The sequence below is a fragment of the Metabacillus sp. B2-18 genome, assembly GCF_021117275.1.
In the GTDB taxonomy this organism is placed as follows: Bacteria; Bacillota; Bacilli; order Bacillales; family Bacillaceae; genus Metabacillus.
Map to the genome: position 1 here is coordinate 2097648 of NZ_CP088245.1, position 14650 is coordinate 2112297.

A 14650-nucleotide genomic window follows, 5' to 3' on the forward strand; every position below is an offset into this window, starting at 1 on the left:
CTAAATTTATAACTCCAGAGGATCTATCCAAATGGAATGAAAGTTAGTTAATCCGTAAGAGTCAAAAGATACACCTTTTAAAGATGAATGGTAATGCAGTGTATTTGTTGCGTGATAAAGAAAATGAATAGTATGATCTTTCATTAGAATTTCTTCAATTTGTAAGAAATAAGATATTCTTTCATTTTTGTTATTTTTTAATTTCATCAAAGCAAGCTTCGTATCAATAATCTTTTTTGATTCATTATTAAAGAAATTTCTAATAAACGAATGATCACTTTTGAAGAGTGTATATAATCCAACCTCAACATCACGATCCAATATAACTGATAGCAAAACGAAATCGGAATTAGATATTGTCTCATGGTTGTCATACGAAATCGGCGTAAGGGAAATGTTCAACCCAATCTTTTTTGCTTCTTTTTGGATCCAGCATGCACTTTCATACCCTTCATTAAGGTTAAAATAATAAAGCTTAATAATCTCACCAGCATAATGACTTTTTTGTAAAAAATTTTCAGCAATGTCCAAATGCTGTGAATCACTGTTAACTTTTTTACTATATGATGTTAGAAAACTTGTTGCTGGTATACGTCGGTTTCCATTTAGCTCATTCACTAAATGACTTGGATTAATGAGATGTTTTATACACAAACGGAAGTAACTATTAGATTGATAGCCGTTTTTTGTCTGATTAAATAATAGAAAACGACTTCCTTCTAATTTTTGTTTGTGGATAACAGACTTTTGTTGGTTTTCACCTATCTCCAGTGTTGAAGCATTATTAGGAGCATCGTTGCTTTTTTGCATCCAAATATCAATCGAATCAATTAATGGTCTTTCTCGAAAATAAGAATCAAAGGCTACTAGACGAATAAAATGTTTGGAATGCTCCATCACTTTAAAAGGGCCTGTTCCGTTTGGAAGGTTATGTTTTTTATATGAATGGTGAAGAACCGAACAGTGAAAGGAAGTTAACACCCTTGGGAAAAACAGGTTTTCCTCCTTCAAGTAGAAGGATATAGTGTGTTCATTATGTATCTCTACCTTTAATAAGTCATCGAGTAGGGGAGCGATACTTGTATGTTTACCAACCGTAAGCAGGTACTCGAATGTAAATTTCACATCAGAAGCTGTAAGTATTTCGCCCCGGTGGAACATAACAGATTTTCTTAAGTAAAAAGTCCATTTTTTTTCATTGTTATCATAACTCCATGTATATGCTAAGCCAGGACTTAATTTTTGTTCACGATGATCATAGGTAACAAGTGTGCTATATATTTCCTTTACTAAATGAGCCTCTGAGTACAGAAGAACATCCATAGGTGTTAATGTAGTAATTTCTTGTGATAATAATATCTTTATAACGTTTGTGAAATCGTCTTTTGATTTCTCTATTTTGGGACCAAGCTTTATTGATAAGATGGTATATAAACTCTTCCGTCCTTCTTCGTTCAAATAAGAGGCATTAATAAAATTTACAACATCGATTATCTTTTCTTCTGAAACCATTTTAGCTACATATTCTTCTGCTGATTCAATGAATCCTTGTAAGAAAAGGAGTGTTGATTTTTTTCCACGACCTCTACCAGAAACCCATATTAATTTATGATCTATACTTAATTTTTTTATTAAGTAATTTGCATTTCTTTCGGAAATTGAAAGTATTTCAGCAACTTCCTTAAGAGTGATCGCAATTTCTTCGTTATTGTCAAAGTTATCAAATTTATTTCTTAAGATTAAAAGGTGTTCAATCTGTTTCATATATCCTCCTAATAAAAGGTGCAATACTTCTTTTGTTTTTTCACTTTTTAGTTATTGTGTTTCAGGTTTAAATTAATAATAACAGATAATTGTGAATGGGGGATTTGCGTGTGATTGAACTACTTAAAGATAAAACCTATTTAAGGTATTGGTTGTCAGTTGTTGTGTCATTTTTAGGGGATGCAATGACGGTAACAACTGTTTTATACCTAGTTGGTACAACTGTGGAAAACCCTTTGTTAATCGGGTTTGTTTTTGTGGCTCAATTACTTCCTGCTGTAATCATTGGACCATTAATAGGACCCTTAATAGAAAAATATTCTAGTCGGAGAATGATGATTTTTTCGGATGTTTATCGATGCATCATGGTGTTAGGTATGATTCTATTCGTTGATAAACCACTCGTTTTGATTTGTCTCACTTGTTTACAAGGGATAGGTACAGCGTTTTTTGAACCAGCGAGAATGGCCTCAATACCAATAATAGTTGGAATAGATCGTATACCAAGTGGTATTGCTTTGTTTCAAACAACGCTTGCTGTTATTAAGTTAGTAGGACCTGTATTAGCTGGCTTATTATTAGCTTTTCAATCACCTAGTTTAGTATTTGTACTTGATGCATCATCCTATATCATTTCTGCATGTTTAATATTCAGTTTGAAAATATTAAAAGGTCAAAAAAAAGAATATAACACAAATTCATTTTTTAATAATCTTTGGACTGGAGTTAGGGAGATGATCAAAACTCCAATTCTATTATTTATGATACTTTTGTTGTTCCCGGTTCTGATTGGTTATGGTATGTTTTTAACAAATTATAAAGCTGTATTGCTTCAATATTTTCAAGTATCTAATATAGAGTTCGGTATTTTAGAAGGGGTATTTGCATTTGGAACGGTAATCGGGGCAATCGTAGGTTCTTATGCTATGAAAAAAATTGTTCATTACCAATTACTATATATTGCAATTGGCACACTTGGTCTAGGTGTTGTCAGTATTTATGGAATAATAAAATTAGATGTAATGTTTAGTCAGTCAGTCTTCTACATACTAGGGGGATGGAGTTTCATTACCGGCTTAGCCAATGCTTTATTGATGGTCCCGACAAGTTCGATCTTCCTACAATATTTACCTGAGTCTATTAGAGGAAGAGGAACGGCCATTTTTTATTCTATTTTCAATTTGTTTTTATTAGCCGGAACCCTTCTTGGGGGCTTTATTGCAGGTTCAATCAATATCCTACTTGCATTGATCCTATCTGGAGGGATTCTACTTTTCACAACCATCTCTTATCCAATATATAAAAATTCATCATTGATGAGGAAGGTGAAAAAAACAGCTATATCAAGGTGAATTAATTATAGATACAATACAAATGTATGTGACTGGCTTTATTTGTATAGGTGTCGTAAATATGTACTACATGTGACAAATTTGTGTTATAATTAGTGACATGGTTTTTAAATTTATCGGAGCTGATACAGATGAATACACTAGAAGTTATGACAAATTTAAATAAAGTTATTCCCTATTTTCAAGCCATTTTCAGTGCAGATAGTCATACAATTATCGGTTATGAGGTTTTGGCTAGAATCGAAACAGATGATGGGATAGTGAGTTTAGGTCCTTTTTTTCATGACCCGACGATACCAATGGAATTTAGTCTTGAGGTGGATGCATTTATCCATGAAAAGGCGTTGGAGATCATACTTAATAATAAAGAAAATGTTCTACTGTTTCTAAATGTGAATGCAAATTATGTGATGATTGATAATGGGGAAGGTCTTCTTTCCAGGCTTTTAACCTTTCGTGAACGTGGTCTTATGCTTTCAAAAATAGTAATAGAATTAACTGAACATAATGTTAATGGAGATATGTTAATGGTTGCCGCACTATGTCAAAAAATAAAAGCTTTAGGTGTAAAGATTGCAATTGATGATGTTGGGGTTGGAGCAAGTAATTTAGATCGAATTGGAATGCTTGAGCCAGACATATTAAAAGTAGATATTCATGCTTTAAAAAGCAACCAACAAACAACATCTTATGATGGGGTATTATACTCGTTATCTTTACTAGCTAGAAAAATTGGGGCAGAGTTATTGTTCGAAGGTATTGAGAATAGTGATCAATTTTACTATTCATGGAGTAAAAATGCAAGGTATTATCAAGGATACTTCTTTTCAAAACCTCAAGGTATATTAATAGAAAAAAACATCCTTAAAGAACGATTTAAGAAAGATATCTATCATTTTATAGAACTGGAACGAAAGAAGTATAAGTTAGATTATCAGTTATCTCATCTGTTAAATGAAAAATTAAACTCTTTAACACAGTCTGTACCAATTGATCATAATTTAGATGAATGGTTATATAAGATAGCTGTGAACCTAAAAGAAGAGTGTTTTAGAATCTATATAACGGATAAAAATGGGTATCAAATGACTTCGAATGGAATGAGAGTTAATGAAGATTGGATGCTCTTACCTGCTTTAAAAGGGAGAAATTGGAGCTGGCGTCCTTTTTTTATTGAAAATCTTATAAGGATGGATGAGGAGAACAAAGGGATTTTATCTGATGTATATAGTGATATTGAAACAAGTGAGAGTGTCCGAACTTTTTCTTTTCCCATTGATCATCAGCTTTACCTATTTATTGATATACGCTAGAAAATAACCTTTAGCCGATAAAAGCTAAAGGTTATTTTAGTTTTTCAAAAAAATATTTCTTAATGTTATCGAACATATATTTTCCATTTTTAAGAAAAGAGGTAAAATGACATAAGATATTATTCCTAGTTCATACAAAAAGTAAGTTTTAAATAATGAGGTGCAGCCATAATGAACCGTAAAGTGAAAATAGTTGGCATGGGTTCGTATTTACCAAAAAGAGTAATAGAGTCAACAGAAATTGATAAAATGATTGGCGCAGAGCCCGGTTGGTCAGAGAAAAAATCAGGGGTTAAACAACGCTATTTTGTAAGTGATGAAACTGCTACATATATGGGGGCAAAGGCGGCTAATAAAGCGGTTGAGAATGCTGGTCTTTGTCTATCAAACATTGATTGTATTATTAGTGCAAGCGGGACAAATGAGCAGGCTATTCCATGTAATGCTTCATTAATACAAAAGCATTTAGGACTTCAAAGCTCTGGAATTCCTTGTTTTGATGTTAATTCAACCTGTTTAAGCTTTGTGTCTGCACTCGATATGGTGTCATATGCTGTAGATGCTGGTAAATATGAAAAAGTATTAATTGTCTCTTCTGAAATTTCTTCCGTTGGACTAAATTGGAAACAACGTGAGAGTAGTATATTATTTGGTGATGGAGCAGTAGCGGTGGTTTTATCAGCTGCTAACAATACTTCCAAAATTTTGAGCTCACATATGGAAACATATAGTGAGGGAGCTCATTTATCAGAAATAAGAGGTGGAGGAACAAAGCTTCATCCACGTATTTATAGTGAACAAACAGCCGAAGAGTTTTTATTTGATATGGACGGAAGAGCTATTTTTAAATTATCGTATAAGCTTTTACCAGATTTTTTGGATCGATTATTTAAAGGGACTGGTTTAACGATTGCAGATATTAATATGGTTATTCCTCATCAAGCAAGCGCATCTGCTATGAAGATTATTCGAAAAAAATTAGGTGTAAAAGAAGAACGATTTATGAACATTATTGATCGTTATGGGAACATGATTGCAGCATCCATTCCCTTTGCTCTTCATGAAGCGGTAATTCAAGGTCGTATTAAAAGAGGTGATACTATTTTACTGTTAGGGACTTCGGCAGGGCTTTCAATTGGAGGTATTTTACTTGAATACTAGAAAAAGAGTTTTAGTAACCGGTGCCAGAGCACCTGTTGCGCTCCATTTGTGTCGGCTAATGAGTGAGGCAGGGTTCGAAGTTTATGCAACTGATTGTATTTCATATCCATTAACAAAGGTTTCTAATAGTATAAAAAATTTCATCTTAACTCCTTCACCAAAGAAAGATACAAAAAGTTTTATAAAGTGAGTTAATTTCATAATAATAACTCTTAAATCAAAAAACGAACATTTTTCTTCATCCTGAACTTGTTAATAAACAATACACGGATAAAAATACTAATAAAGGTAAAACTCATACGTTTTTTGGTAACAAATGATACATTATGAAATTGATTCAAGTCCATAATCAAAATAATTGAGCAACAAAAAATTACATTGATCATTCCAACATCTGAAGAAGTTTTTTATATTTCTAGATATAAAGATAAGCTGACCCCATTTTGTAATGTGTTTGTTGATGACTTTGATAAAATAAAACTTCTACATAATAAATATGAGTTTATTCAACTTGTAAAGGACTTGGGCTTTGAAGTGCCAAAGACAGCTTTGCTATCTAATCATGTAAATTTAGTTCAATTCGAAGACGAATCTGCTCTTTTAAAAAAGGTCTATTCGAGATTCTCTGAATCTATAATTTTTCTACAATCTGTTGGTCAAATATCTAACCATATAAAAAAGGATGGAAGCTGGCTAGTACAAGAAAAAATTGATGGCAAGCAATATTGCTCATATACCGTTGCCAAAGATGGAAAAGTACTTGCTCATTCTACTTACAAAAGTGAATTCACAGCAGGTTTAGGTGCAACTCTCTCATTCAAACATGAAAACAGACCTGATATTGAACGGTTTGCACGTAAAGTGGTTGAGAAACTTAATTTCTCAGGACAGATATCTTTTGACTTTATCATACATGAAAATGGAGTCGCCTTTCCGATAGAATGTAACCCTAGAGCGACAAGTGGTCTCCATTTATTTGATAAGGAATTGGCTTATCTATTCACAGATGCAAAATCAATTCTTTATCCTAGGAAGGATCAAAAAGAAGCGATAAAGTTGGCCGTGTTTTTATATGGATGGAAACAAGTAAAAAGTCTACGTCAACTGAGGAGATTGTTAGAAGTATTTTTTTCCTATAAGGACATTACGTTTACAAGCAATGACCTTGGGCCTTACTTTTATCAAATAATTAGTTTATATAAGATGTGGAAGGAAAGCAGAAGAAATCAAGTTTCTCTTATGGAACAATCCACCATAGATATAAGTTGGGATGGTGAAACGATTTGAATGTACTAGTAACTGGAGCTACTGGTTTTTTAGGAAGAAAAGTAGCGCTTCATCTTGCTTCGATTGGATACAATGTCACAGGGACAGGACGAAACCAACTAGTAGGGGACTCTCTTTCGAATTCAGGGATTAAATTTAATGCATGTCATTTGGAAAATCGTGATGATATCATGATGTTGTGTGAAAATCAACATTTTGTTATTCATTGTGGAGCACTTTCATCTCCATGGGGCAAGTATAACGACTTTTATCAAGCGAACGTTATTGGTACAAAAAATGTAATTGATGGCTGTAAAAAGTGGAATGTGAGTCGCTTGGTTCATGTTTCAACACCAAGTTTATATTTTCACTATGACGAGCGTAAAGATGTGAAAGAAGATGATAGTTTACCAGAAAAATTCGTTAACCATTACGCAAAAACCAAATTTCTTGCAGAAAAAGAAGTAGACCAGGCTTTTATAGAAGGATTACCAACCATAACAATAAGACCTAGAGCTTTATTTGGTCCTGGTGATCAGGCTATTTTTCCAAGACTTATCAAGGTTTGTGAAAAGGGGATGTTCCCTAAAGTCGGGTCTGGTGATGTTGTTATTGATTTGACTTATATAGATAATGCTGTAGATGCAATCCTTTTATGTATGAACTCTGGATCTGAAACGTTGGGGCAAAAATATAATATTACAAATGGTGAAAGAGTTCAGTTATATTCTATGATTGATACAGTAATGAAACAACTAGGCAGGTCCTTTTCTTATAAACAGATTTCATATAAAAAAGCTTTTCATTTAGCAACATCACTTGAGTATGTTTCGAAACTTCTTCTTTTTGGAAAAGAGCCGCTACTCACGAGGTATACAGTTAGTGTTTTATCTCAATCTCAAACACTTTCAATTGAAAAGGCAAAGAGTGAATTAGGATATAAGCCGGCGGTTTCTGTTAAAGATGGCACGAAGGAATTTGTAGATTGGTGGAAGTCAAATGTTCATTAATATGGTAAAGATTTTTGCTTGTGGGTATTGTACACATCCAGAAAAAATTGTGAATCCAAAACAATCATTAAAACCAATAAAATTTCCAGCCACAGTTGCTTTATTAGAGCATCCAACACATGGCTATATCTTGTTTGACACAGGATATGCTTCCTATTTTTTAGAAGCTACTAGGGCATTTCCATATTCCATTTACGCAAATTTAACACCTGTTTTCTTTTCAGAAGAACTATCTATTAAAAATCAATTAAAGAAACAAGGCATAGATCACAATGACATTAACATGATCATTCTTTCTCATTTCCACGGAGATCATGTTGGGGGATTAAAGGATTTCCCAAACGCAAAAATTTTAACTTTTAAAAAAGCATATAATCACATCAAAAAACTAAGCAAGCTGAGAGCTCTAACAAAAGGCTGTTTGCTTGATTTACTGCCTCAAGATTTTACAGAGAGAGTTTCTTTTATTGATGAAGCCCCTTTACTAACTTTAAGTGAAAGTTATCATCCATTCATGGAAGGTTTTGATGTGTTTCGAGATGATTCTATCATTGCTGTTGACTTAACAGGTCATGCAGTGGGTCAGCTTGGAATATTTGTGAATCTGAGAAGTGGGAAAAAATCTTTCTTTGTGCTGATGCTGTTTGGCAAAGTACTGCTTTTGAAGAAATGATTTTCCCTCATCGTATAGCCCATTTATTAATTGAAGATATTGACGCTTATAAACAGAATATTAAAAAGTTACATCTTTTATTTAAGCATAATCATCATATTGAAATATTGCCAACTCACTGTCAAATAACATGGGAGATTGCAAAAGAGGGTATTACTTATGAATAAATCACTATTACTCAAACAGTATTTTCTTACAAAGTATGGTAGGAGTTTTACTTCTCGGGAAAAATTGCTTGCTTTTCATGACACAAAAATGAAAAAACATATAAAATTTGTTTTAAAGCATTCTACCTTTTATAAAGAACTCTATCAAGATGAACTGAACCATCATAACTGGAAATCCCTTCCTATCATCACAAAATCTGATATGATGGACTCTTTTAATGAGTTAAATACCGTCGGAATTAAGAAAGAAAAAGCTTTTCAGTTAGCTTTTGATGCGGAAGAAACTAGGGATTTTTCACCTAGAATAGGAAATGTTTCAATAGGTCTTTCTTCTGGAACAAGCGGAAATCGAGGCCTATTTCTAGTAAGCAGCAGGGAAGAGGCAATGTGGGCCGGAACGGTTCTTGCAAAGATGTTACCAAGCAGTATTTTCAGAGAACATAAGGTTGCCTTTTTTCTCAGGGCAAATAGTAATCTTTATGAGTCTACAGAAAGCGGAAAAATCAGCTTTCACTACTTTGATCTGTTAGATTCCTTTCCTAATCATATTGAAAGATTAAATCAGCTTAAACCTTCGATTATTATTGCACCTCCTTCGATGTTAAGAATGATTGCCACATGGAAGGATAAAATGATTATTAGTATTTCTCCAGAAAAAATTATATCGGTAGCAGAAGTACTAGAAGATCTTGACAAAACATATATAGAACACATTTTTCAACAAACTTTGCATCAAGTATATCAAGCGACTGAAGGATTTTTAGCTGCTACATGTGCATTTGGAATTCTTCATATGAATGAGGATTTAATCGCAGTTCAAAAAGAGTATATTAACAAGGAACTCGGAATATTTGTACCAATTATTTCAGACTTTACTAGGAAAACACAACCGATTATTCGATATCGTTTGAATGACATATTAATAGAGAGAAAGACTGCATGTCCCTGCGGGTCACATTTTTTAGCATTAGAACGGATAGATGGCCGTTCTGATGATCTTTTTTATGGGAAAAATTTATTAACAAATGAAGAAACATGTTTATTTCCAGATTTTATTAGAAAATCTATCATGATCTCATCAAATCAGATTTTAGAATATAAGGTTATACAGCGGGAGTTCAACTTAGTAGAGATTAAGTTGAAGGTAGAAAGTGATGAAGAAGTAGTTAAAGACCTTGTTTTAACTGAGTTGCAAAAATTGTGGAAACATTATCAATTAGTAATTCCACAGTTTCACTTCACACCCTATGACATCGTTACTTCGGACAAAAAGTTAAAGCGAATTGAAAATATGATGAAGGTAAAAAGTAATGATTCATTTATATAATACTGATAATTATCATACAATCGATTGGTTTTCTAAGCGTAACGGACAGTTTTTAAAAACTTACTTTGAGCCTTTAATAAAATACGAGGTTTCCCATTTTATTGAAAATGTTCATTCGGAAATTTATTTGTTAGAAGTAGATGACCTTCTTTTGCCGGTTTCTGTAACTGACAAACAGTATAAAGATTCATATGTTGCTTCACCTTACACTCATTATATTAGTTATGCAAAAGAAGAGTTATGGGAGCTAAAGAATAAGGGGCTTGAGGTGATCCTTCGCCCTGTTATCGATATGATGGGGCAGTTTCTTCGAAAGAGCAACATGAACAAAGTTGTTATTGTTAATAATTGGTTTTTATCAACAAATCTATTTGAATCAACTCTGTCTTTTAATCAAATACAGAGAATTACTGAATTTTTAGTGAAGAAGTTCCCTAAACACACTATCTTGTTTCGATCGATTACAAGGGATCTACATGAAAAAATGATGAAATCGTTTGATACAGTTGGATATAATAGATTAATGTCACGCTCTATCTACCTATTTTATCCTGAGCAAAAACTAACTAAACAACAACTAAAAAACCTCTATCAAGACGAAAAACTGATCAAAAAACATCAGTATACAATTAGAGATGCAAGTATAGAAGATTGTGATGTTATTTTGAGTTTGTATTCAGAATTATATATACAAAAGTATTCTACTAATAACCCTCAGTTTACAACAGAGTTCATACGTCATGCGTATAAAAGTAAGTTATTAACCTTTAAAGTGGTTTGTAAAGGTGAGCAAATTGTCGGTGCTATAGGATTCTTCATCCAAGGAAAGGTGCTGACAACCCCGATTTTAGGCTATAACATGAAGATGGAGAAAAATGCTGGGTTATACAGGGTTCTTTCATTCCTTATTACGAAAGAAATAATGAATAATCATTATATTGGGCATCGTAGTGCTGGGGCAGGAGAATTTAAAAGAAAACGCGGTTCCACTCAACAGATTGAATATACATATTTTTATCAAAAACATTTGCCTATGACGCATAAGTGGGGGTGGAATTTGCTCAAAAAGATAATGGATCTTGTTGTCGAACCATTAGCTAAGAAAAAACAATTTTAATCTGTTAAATAACGACTTGCTATAATTACCATCGCTACTTGTAAGAGTTATTTGTTACTATTTTAAAAGAGTTTGCAAAAAAAGGAGTGAATACCCTTGAAAAAGCAATATCTTTTACTGATAGTGGCTGTTATCTTGTTTGCAGGAGGATTTTTTTCAGGCGTTCTCTTCTCGAATATAGAACATCAAAAGCTAACTAACGATCAGTCTAAACAAACTGAGAATTTATCTAAATCTACAAAACAACCGATTTCGAAAAAAATTCCGGAAATACAGGAATCCAAACCAAAAGTATTAATAGGCTATGTTCAAGATTTTAGAGAGCCAGAAACAATTGACTTTTCTTCACTAACGCACGTTGTTTATTCCTTTGCTCATCCGACTAAAGATGGAAGTGTTTTATTGAATGGAGGAACGGAACCAACTAATTTAAAAAAGTTAGTAAAACGTGCACATAATCATAATACAAAGGTGTTGCTTGCTGTTGGTGGCTGGTACCATATTGAAGGCGGCGAATCGTATGATTATTTTAAAACGGCCATTTCTTCGGAAACTTCTAGAACTAAATTAATAAATGAACTACTAGCTATAGTGGATAGAGAACAATTAGATGGAATAGACATCGATTTTGAGCATCCACGTTTACAAGAAGATGCCGACCAATTGTTAGAATTTACAAAGCAATTGAGCAATAAATTGCATCAAAAAAAGAAACAGCTCACAATCGCTGTCTACTCAAAAATACACAGTGTAGCAGGTACAGAAATTCAATCAGTTGTATTTCATCCCGAAATGTTTAACTATGTAGATTATGTTAACATTATGGCTTACGATGGCCAATGGGACGGGGAGTACAATGCAGCGAATTTAGCTCCTTATTCATTTATAGAAAACATTGTGAACTATTGGGGAGCACTTTTTGACAGTTATAAATTACCACGTGAAAAACTGGTACTGGGTGTTCCTTATTATGCTCAACCTGAAGATCCATCAATTAAACAAATGTCCTTTGATGCTATTATTGCCAACAATCCTGAATTTGCTCATCAAGATAAAGCTCAAGTAAATGGAACAACATATTATTATAACGGTATTCCTACTATAGAGAAAAAGACCAAGCTTGCTATAGATGAGGAATTTGGAGGTATGATGATATGGGAGATGGGACATGATGCACCTGGGAGTTATAGTTTAACAAAAGCGATAGCAAAATTACTAGAAAATGAAAAATTGTTAGTAAGACAATAATTATACGTAAAAACACGTTCATCAAAATAAGATGAACGTGCCAGACTGTAGACAAACTCAAAAAAAATTGAGTTTGCTTACAGTCTTTTTTAATTTAAACTTGTATTAAGAAAATCTTGAGGTGATAAATATGCTTTCGAAACATAATTCCATACAACGAGATCAAATTGAAATGATCGCTTTAGATCAACTTGTACCAGCGGACCATTTGGTTCGCAAAATAGAGGCTGCGATTGATTTCTCTTTTATTTATGACTTAGTGGAAGATATGTATTCTGAAGTAGGCCGCCCGAGTATTGATCCAGTCATTCTGATTAAACTAACCTTCATTCAATATACCTTCGGTATTCGTTCGATGCGAAAGACAATTGAAGAGGTTCAAACAAACATGGCCTATCGATGGTTCTTGGGCTATGGTTTCCATGATAAAGTGCCGCACTTCTCTACCTTCGGGAAAAATTACGAACGTAGATTTAAAGATACAGATATATTTGAACAAATATTCTATCGTATATTAAAGAGTGCTGCCGAGAAAAACCTTATTAGTGCAGAACACATATTCATTGATTCTACTCATGTAAAAGCTAGTGCTAATAAGCATAAATTTCAAAAGAAGGTCGTACGGAAAGAAACAAGAGCTTACCAAGAGCGTCTTCAAGAAGAGATTAATCAAGATCGTGAAGATCATGGGAAAAAGCCTTTTCCACCAGATAAGTTTGACAAGGCAGAATCAAAAGAAATCAAGGAAAGTACAACTGATCCAGAAAGTGGTTACTACGTTAAAGACGAACGCACAAAACAGTTTGCCTATTCATTTCACGCAGCAGCAGATCGCAAAGGTTTTGTATTAGGCGTGGATGTTACACCAGGTAATATTCATGACAGTCAAATGTTAGAGCCATTGGTTGAAGATGTAAGCGAGATAATAGGAAAACCAAATGCTGTTGCTGCAGATGCTGCTTATAAGACTCCAGCGATTACAAAGTACTTAATAGAAAACAATATTATTCCAGCAGTACCTTACACAAGACCACGTACAAAAGATGGATTCTTCCGAAAACATGAATATGTTTATGATGAACACTTCGATTGTTACTTATGTCCAGCTGGGGAAATCTTGAAATACTCTACAACAACTAAAGAGGGATATAGAGAGTACAAATCTCCAAATCACATTTGCGCAACGTGTCCATTATTGGCTCAATGTACAGAGAGTAAAGATCACCAAAAAGTGGTGACGCGCCATATCTGGCAAGAATACGTAGAAGAGGCAGACCATCTACGTCATCATCAAGATGTAAAACCGATATATGCAAAACGGAAAGAAACAATTGAACGTGTATTTGCAGATGCCAAAGAAAAGCATGGGATGCGTTGGACAACTTTGAGGGGACTCAAAAAATTGACAATGCAGGCGATGCTTACTTTTGCTGCCATGAACTTAAAGAAGATGGCCAACTGGAATTGGAAAGGTCCAGTAATAGTATAATATAGAGACTCGAAGAGTCTCTTTTTCATAAAAGTTGAACGAAATTAATATAAAATCGCAAAAAGGGTTTGGAATGTATTACATTCCAAACCCTTTTTGTCGACAGTCTGACACGTTCATCAAAATAAGATGAACGTGCTTTTACGTATTGGATAGGAAGAAAAAATTAATGTTTCTGGTGACTTTTTGCTATTTCTTCTTTTATACGCTCTTCTTCTTCTTGTACACAAATACGTGTAATTTGTTCAATTAACATATGATTAACATAGTCGCCTTCTTCAATACAAGAGCTTTCTTTATCTTCCTTCATATGTAAGAGCTCCTTTCTCCAGACAGAATAATATCGGAATATGATTCGGCATTGCCATTATAAAGCCGAGCTTTTCTTTTATCATTTGTATAAAAAAGGAGCTGTATTCAAAAAAACAAAAGACCTTGATTGGCTAAGGTCTTTTTAATGTATAAACATATCTTATTAACAGTAATGGTCCTCAGTGGTTTTGGAATAGAGTATATGCTCTAATTCTTTTTCAGTAGCCTCATAAAACTGTCTTCCATCAGGCATTTTAAAAACATTTTGATCCAAAAGAGCAGAAATAATTTCCGCTTTAGTTGTAAAAGTATCTTTTATTGCTTCACACATACATATCACCCCAATAATTGAAAGCGTTTACAATTTAATATTAAAGAAAAATTTAGGAAATGTCAACCAGATTTATAGGTAGTTTTTTAATTATTATAATGAGTAAGTAACGTAGCCACT

The 14650-nt window shown here is 33.4% G+C and carries 13 protein-coding genes and 1 pseudogene; 11 read left to right on the forward strand and 3 right to left on the reverse strand.

Annotation, left to right across the window (positions count from 1 at the left end):
- Positions 1-6: 6 nt before the first annotated feature.
- Complete coding sequence (locus LPC09_RS10500) at positions 7-1764, reverse strand: ABC transporter substrate-binding protein (protein ID WP_098799175.1); 1758 nt, start codon at positions 1762-1764, stop codon at positions 7-9.
- A gap of 110 nt (positions 1765-1874) precedes the next feature.
- Between LPC09_RS10500 and LPC09_RS10505 the strand changes: the two genes are divergently transcribed.
- The 11 genes and pseudogenes from LPC09_RS10505 (at position 1875) to LPC09_RS10555 (ending at position 13887) form a co-directional block, all read left to right on the forward strand.
- Positions 1875-3116 (forward strand): MFS transporter, encoded by a 1242-nt coding sequence (locus tag LPC09_RS10505; RefSeq protein WP_176551209.1) that lies wholly within the window; start codon positions 1875-1877, stop codon positions 3114-3116.
- 131 nt (positions 3117-3247) lie between these two features.
- Positions 3248-4429, forward strand: coding sequence for an EAL domain-containing protein (locus tag LPC09_RS10510; protein ID WP_098799173.1), 1182 nt, complete (start codon positions 3248-3250; stop codon positions 4427-4429).
- A 171-nt stretch (positions 4430-4600) separates the two neighbouring features.
- Positions 4601-5590: a beta-ketoacyl-ACP synthase III gene (locus LPC09_RS10515; protein ID WP_098799172.1), complete on the forward strand. Its 990-nt coding sequence runs from the start codon at positions 4601-4603 to the stop codon at positions 5588-5590.
- On the forward strand, positions 5580-5780 hold the full coding sequence (locus LPC09_RS10520) for a hypothetical protein (RefSeq protein ID WP_098799171.1): 201 nt from the start codon (positions 5580-5582) through the stop codon (positions 5778-5780). The genes LPC09_RS10515 and LPC09_RS10520 overlap by 11 nt, the downstream gene beginning before the upstream one ends.
- 188 nt (positions 5781-5968) lie before the next feature.
- Complete coding sequence (locus tag LPC09_RS10525) at positions 5969-6877, forward strand: ATP-grasp domain-containing protein (RefSeq protein WP_176551208.1); 909 nt, start codon at positions 5969-5971, stop codon at positions 6875-6877.
- Positions 6874-7866: an NAD-dependent epimerase/dehydratase family protein gene (locus LPC09_RS10530; protein WP_098799169.1), complete on the forward strand. Its 993-nt coding sequence runs from the start codon at positions 6874-6876 to the stop codon at positions 7864-7866. Before LPC09_RS10525 ends, LPC09_RS10530 begins: the two co-directional genes overlap by 4 nt.
- Positions 7856-8706, forward strand: a pseudogene (locus LPC09_RS10535) (MBL fold metallo-hydrolase). Before LPC09_RS10530 ends, LPC09_RS10535 begins: the two are co-directional and overlap by 11 nt.
- On the forward strand, positions 8699-10033 hold the full coding sequence (locus LPC09_RS10540; RefSeq protein WP_231309499.1) for a F390 synthetase-related protein: 1335 nt from the start codon (positions 8699-8701) through the stop codon (positions 10031-10033). Before LPC09_RS10535 ends, LPC09_RS10540 begins: the two are co-directional and overlap by 8 nt.
- Complete coding sequence (locus LPC09_RS10545; protein WP_098799166.1) at positions 10017-11150, forward strand: GNAT family protein; 1134 nt, start codon at positions 10017-10019, stop codon at positions 11148-11150. The genes LPC09_RS10540 and LPC09_RS10545 overlap by 17 nt, the downstream gene beginning before the upstream one ends.
- 96 nt (positions 11151-11246) lie before the next feature.
- Positions 11247-12398: a glycosyl hydrolase family 18 protein gene (locus LPC09_RS10550; RefSeq protein ID WP_098799165.1), complete on the forward strand. Its 1152-nt coding sequence runs from the start codon at positions 11247-11249 to the stop codon at positions 12396-12398.
- A gap of 130 nt (positions 12399-12528) precedes the next feature.
- On the forward strand, positions 12529-13887 hold the full coding sequence (locus tag LPC09_RS10555) for an IS1182 family transposase (RefSeq protein ID WP_231308068.1): 1359 nt from the start codon (positions 12529-12531) through the stop codon (positions 13885-13887).
- A gap of 166 nt (positions 13888-14053) precedes the next feature.
- Here the strand turns inward: LPC09_RS10555 and LPC09_RS10560 are convergent, their stop codons facing one another.
- Positions 14054-14197 (reverse strand): hypothetical protein, encoded by a 144-nt coding sequence (locus LPC09_RS10560; RefSeq protein ID WP_176551230.1) that lies wholly within the window; start codon positions 14195-14197, stop codon positions 14054-14056.
- 165 nt (positions 14198-14362) lie between these two features.
- A complete protein-coding gene (locus LPC09_RS10565; RefSeq protein WP_098799472.1) occupies positions 14363-14530 on the reverse strand; it encodes a Fur-regulated basic protein FbpA in 168 nt (55 codons plus the stop codon).
- Positions 14531-14650: the final 120 nt, after the last annotated feature.

Coding starts and splice junctions, on each gene's coding strand:
- LPC09_RS10500 (WP_098799175.1), bottom strand. CDS start 1,764: ATGAAACAGATTGAACACCTTTTAATCTTAAGAAATAAATTTGATAAC.
- LPC09_RS10510 (WP_098799173.1), top strand. CDS start 3,248: ATGAATACACTAGAAGTTATGACAAATTTAAATAAAGTTATTCCCTAT.
- LPC09_RS10515 (WP_098799172.1), top strand. CDS start 4,601: ATGAACCGTAAAGTGAAAATAGTTGGCATGGGTTCGTATTTACCAAAA.
- LPC09_RS10540 (WP_231309499.1), top strand. CDS start 8,699: ATGAATAAATCACTATTACTCAAACAGTATTTTCTTACAAAGTATGGT.
- LPC09_RS10545 (WP_098799166.1), top strand. CDS start 10,017: ATGATTCATTTATATAATACTGATAATTATCATACAATCGATTGGTTT.
- LPC09_RS10555 (WP_231308068.1), top strand. CDS start 12,529: ATGCTTTCGAAACATAATTCCATACAACGAGATCAAATTGAAATGATC.
- LPC09_RS10560 (WP_176551230.1), bottom strand. CDS start 14,197: ATGAAGGAAGATAAAGAAAGCTCTTGTATTGAAGAAGGCGACTATGTT.
- LPC09_RS10565 (WP_098799472.1), bottom strand. CDS start 14,530: ATGTGTGAAGCAATAAAAGATACTTTTACAACTAAAGCGGAAATTATT.